General features: G+C 51.3%; 3 protein-coding genes and 1 pseudogene. 3 read left to right on the top strand and 1 reads right to left on the bottom strand.

All coding sequences use genetic code 11. The features are described from left to right. From HWQ67_RS13855 to HWQ67_RS13845, 3 genes are all read left to right on the top strand, one after another. The coding region (locus HWQ67_RS13855; RefSeq protein WP_218253282.1) for a plasmid pRiA4b ORF-3 family protein at window positions 1-469 on the top strand (469 nt) is incomplete at its 5' end. A 121-nt stretch (window positions 470-590) separates the two neighbouring features. Next, complete coding sequence (locus HWQ67_RS13850; protein ID WP_425340729.1) at window positions 591-1,292, top strand: ABC transporter ATP-binding protein; 702 nt, start codon at window positions 591-593, stop codon at window positions 1,290-1,292. 159 nt (window positions 1,293-1,451) lie between these two features. Next, complete coding sequence (locus tag HWQ67_RS13845) at window positions 1,452-2,789, top strand: serine/threonine-protein kinase (RefSeq protein ID WP_218253280.1); 1,338 nt, start codon at window positions 1,452-1,454, stop codon at window positions 2,787-2,789. A gap of 77 nt (window positions 2,790-2,866) precedes the next feature. Here HWQ67_RS13845 and HWQ67_RS13840 read toward each other — a convergent pair. After that, a pseudogene (locus HWQ67_RS13840) lies at window positions 2,867-4,004 on the bottom strand (hypothetical protein); the annotation flags it as partial.

Here is a 4,004-nt window from a genome sequence, read left to right as displayed (position 1 = left end):
GGTAAATGACCTTGCCGTTGCAACGCCTAAATTCACAGGTGGTTTATATACATTCAAGGTTGTGTTGCAAGAGTTTGGTATGGTTACATCTCAGGCTTGTTGGAGGCGTATTGCGCTCACAGGTGAGATGACACTCGATACGCTTAGTGGCGCTATCCTGGACGCCTTTGATTTTGCTTACGATCACCTTTATGTATTCACCTATAGGGACAGGAGAGGGGTTTTAACAAATGCCTGTCATTATGACATGGATGAAGGGCCGTATGCTAACCAGGTTAGTGTTGGAGAGCTTGAGCTAAAAAAAGGAACGGTTATAGACTACGTGTATGACCTTGGAGAGAAATGGTGCTTTAATATAATTATGGAAGGCCATCAGGAGGAGTACAACAAACTATTGGAATATCCCAGGCTGCTGGAAACACATGGAGAGGCCCCTGAACAATACCCTGTTTATGAAGAAGACTTTTGAGTTAGTCATGAGAGAGAATTTGCCGATGAGTAGTTCTCCCCTTAAGACATGAGTCTGACAAAGCCTGACTTAAACTATACTCATGGCCATTGAACAAGGGATGACGTTTTCCGAGGAGCCGTTGCTTTCGGTGCGAGAGGTTGGTGTTATGTATGGCAACATAGCTGCAGTGCGGGGAGTATCCTTTGAGGTTTTCCGTGGAGAGATCGTGACGCTGGTTGGAGCAAACGGTGCTGGTAAGACGTCGTTACTGCGGGCGGTCTCAGGGGTTGTGGCATACGTTGGTGATATCCGCTACAAGGGGGCGACGCTCAAGGGTGTTGCCGCCGACAGGATTGCGGCTATGGGGATCACGCACGTGCCGGAAGGACGTGGGATTTTTGGCAACCTCACCGTGGAGGAAAACCTGATGCTTGCCACGTGGCAGCGCAGGGACAAGCAGGGTATCAGGGATGACCTTGAAGTGGTTCTAAAGCGTTTTCCGGTCCTGCGCCAGAGGCTTCAGCAGTTGGGCGTCACGTTGTCCGGGGGGCAGCAGCAGATGCTTGCCGTAGGGCGCGCCCTGATGGCAGGGGGAGAGATAATGCTCCTGGATGAGCCATCCATGGGTTTGTCGCCGTTGCTGGTGCGCGACATATTTGAGGTGATAAGGGACATAAACGCACAAGGAATGACCGTCATCCTGGTTGAGCAAAACGCCCGTGCCGCACTTGAGATTGCTCACAGGGGATACGTCATCGAAAATGGCACGATTGCTCTGTCGGGCCCGGCCAACCAACTGACGGATAACCCACTCGTACAAAAAGCCTACCTCGGACTCTGACTTAAGGCGCCAGAAAGCAGAGCCGCCCTCCTTCGTTCTTTTCTTAGGGGGGTGAACTACGTTATAGCTACTTATGCTCTTCTGTTTATCTGTTTTTAAGTTTGCCCCTCAGAGAATAATACTTTAATTTTTCGTCGTGTTTCATTATAATATAACCTCATGGTAGGGACAAGGATAGGCAGGTACGAGATACTGGGTGTACTGGGCGAGGGTGCTATGGGTATGGTGTACAAGGGACACGATACCATCATAGACCGCATCGTTGCCATAAAGACAATCAAGATAGGGGTCAGGGGTAAGGCAAACGACGCCATCGAACGCTTCTACCACGAGGCCCGGATAGCAGGGAGACTGGCACATCCAAACATTGCCTTGATCTACGACGTGGGTGAAGAAAAGGGCATACACTACCTCGTCCTTGAGTACGTCGAGGGAGTTACGCTCAAGGACGTCATTATTGAAAACCGTGAGCTGCATCCCCTGGATAAGATCAGAATACTCGTCCTGACTGCTCGTACCCTGCACCATGCCCACCAACGTGGTGTCATCCACAGGGACATAAAGCCCGCCAACATTATGCTTCTGAGCGATCTCCAGATCAAAATAATGGACTTTGGTATTGCCATGTTTGCCACCCAGGCAGGCAATGCCTCGGAGGGCCTGATAGGTACGCCATCCTACATGTCGCCCGAGCAGATCAACGGCGGGGAGATGGACAGACAGACGGACGTATTTTCCCTGGGCTCCCTTGCCTATGAGTTTGTGACCGGTAAAAAACCCTTTATTGCCGAGTCCATACCCGCCATGATGGACAAGATACTCACGGTTAACCCCATACCACCGCACATCGTAAACCCGCAGGTCAGCGAGTACATCAGCCGATTTATCCTCAAGGCGTTGGAGAAGGACAAGCAGGTGAGGTATCAGTCTGTCAACGATTTTGCCGATGCCCTGGAGGTCTACCTCAATCAGATGGAGATGGAGCGCACGCAGGACGTTGTCGCTGTCCACGGCTATGACAAGACCAAGCTCATTGAGTCCCTGAAGCAGAAGTACACGTTTTTTTCGGACTTCACCTTTGAGGAGCTCCTGAAGATATTCAACATCAGCAGCAAAAAGGCATACAAAAAGGGCGACATTATCTTCAAGGAAGGCACGCTGGGAACAAAACTCTACGTGATCATCTCAGGTAAGGTAAAGGTCACAAAGGTGTTTCCCGAAAGCAAGGAGGCAACCTTTCTGGCCGAACTCAAGGCCGGAGAGTGTTTTGGTGAGATGGCCATCATGGATAATTCGCCACGGTTTGCCACCGTAATTGCCGAAACCGACTGTGCCATGATTGCCATCAGCGAGGTCATACTGAGGGTGTCTGAGCCGCAGTTGTGCCTCAAACTATACAAGAACCTGGCGGCAGTGCTGTCGGAAAAACTGAAAAAAAGCGACACCAAGATAAACGAACTGTGGACTAAAATAAAACAGTTGACCTCTCAAAACTAAGCCTTTTCACTGGCACCTGCCCCACCCCACCCACTTCGCCCCATAAGCGCCTCATCCTTGACGCACACCGGAGCCGTTTATATGAGGAAGTTTACGACAAAGTCCTTTTCGCTTTCGTATCCCATCTCAACGAGGTCGGCAGAGATGGCGTTGCCGTATATAGAGCCTATTACCACATATGGACGTTGCTGATGCGTGAGCGTCTTTAGAACAACACCGGGGTCGTACACGGGCAAGCCGTCAACGGTGGATGCCTGTTTTTGCAGGGATTTATCGAGGAATGCCACGGCTGAGGCCCCCATTGCTGCAAGCATACGCCGGGTCTGTATGCCTCCGGCGCCAGCCCCCCAGATGTATAGCGGACGTTGCCCACATCTGTCAACGATATCCTGGAGTCCCACGAGGGCTATATCCTTAATGGCGTTTTCCAGTTCGAGGATTTTGGTAAAACCGCCGACCGATTCTCCACTGATTTTTAGCCTGCCGGAAGCAGTTTTTATCAGGGTGTGTACCTCCATAGCGAGTGAGGCATCCACGGTAAGAGGGGTGAGTCTTACCACGAGGTCTTGATTCAGGGCCAGCAGGTACTTTCCGTAGGCATCGCGGCAAGTGCAGGCAACGTCAGTCATTGCGGCTATGAGTCGGTCCCGGGCTATTTGTATTCGCTGGAGGTTAGAGGAATCTGTCTCTGCGAAGAAGGCCCCGCTGAGGTCCTCATCGGACGTTATGGCAGAGGCATTGTATATGAGCAGGACGCTGCCTGAGAGCCTGCGGATTATGGTTGACCTGTGGAGGGCCATGCTGCGGTCCTCAAGCCAGATTGCATCAAAGTGCAAGACATTGTCCCTTGTGAACTCGTAAAAATCCACGTCGTTGTAAAAGACCTTGATACCCGCTCTGGTCAACCAACGGTGTTCCTGGACAGGATCAACCTCCTCTGTGTGGATGGCCACGTTAAAACCGGCATCTCTGAAGGAACGCATCCGCAGGCCAACGTCTCCCGCAGACGATTGCGCCAGGGGGAGACGGTGACACAGCAATAAGACCCAGGGTCTGTTACCGCTTACACTGGCACGCTCAATCAGTGAGGCGTCAAAGGTACACAGGTTATCTTTAAGCTGCATATGCCATTTTTCCCTGAAAGACGTAAAATCCCTCAATCCGTATTCTTTCAGGGCGCCTTCGTCTTTGGTTGATTCATATGGGTGGTAGTCA

The organism is Candidatus Magnetobacterium casense, from assembly GCF_019173545.1.
Taxonomy (GTDB): domain Bacteria; phylum Nitrospirota; class Thermodesulfovibrionia; order Thermodesulfovibrionales; family Magnetobacteriaceae; genus Magnetobacterium; species Magnetobacterium cryptolimnobacter.
The sequence above is the reverse complement of the archived record's forward strand: the minus strand, read 5'-3'. Positions and strand labels throughout refer to the sequence as shown.

Bases quoted from the DNA above. Each gene is read 5' to 3' on its own strand.
- HWQ67_RS13845 (WP_218253280.1), top strand. From the start codon at position 1,452: ATGGTAGGGACAAGGATAGGCAGGTACGAGATACTGGGTGTACTGGGC.